The sequence below is a fragment of the Parafrankia sp. Ea1.12 genome, assembly GCF_900465275.1.
In the GTDB taxonomy this organism is placed as follows: domain Bacteria; phylum Actinomycetota; class Actinomycetes; order Frankiales; family Frankiaceae; genus Parafrankia; species Parafrankia soli.
Genome location: NZ_UBIZ01000390.1, coordinates 1 through 246 on the forward strand (window position 1 = coordinate 1; position 246 = coordinate 246).

1 pseudogene is annotated in these 246 nt (G+C 69.1%); it reads right to left on the reverse strand.

Annotation, left to right across the window (positions count from 1 at the left end):
* A pseudogene (locus FMEAI12_RS36695) lies at nt 1-246 on the reverse strand (ISL3 family transposase); the annotation flags it as partial.

Genomic DNA, 246 nt, shown 5'->3' on the forward strand with positions numbered 1-246 from the left:
CGGTGCGGATCGCCGCCCGACACAACGGGGACATGTCGATGGCCACGAAACGAACCCCCTGGCGCCAGGTGAGCGGGGTGTCGGCCGGCCAGGCCAGCACATCGCCGGCGGCCCGTCCCTCGATCTGGCCGAGCAGCCCACCGTGACCTGCGGCGTCGATAAATCCGGTGTGCCAGCGATCCGCTGCCGGAGACCACTTTCCTGTCTCCGGGTCCTTCTCCCAGCGGGCCCTGCCCAGAAGTGTAA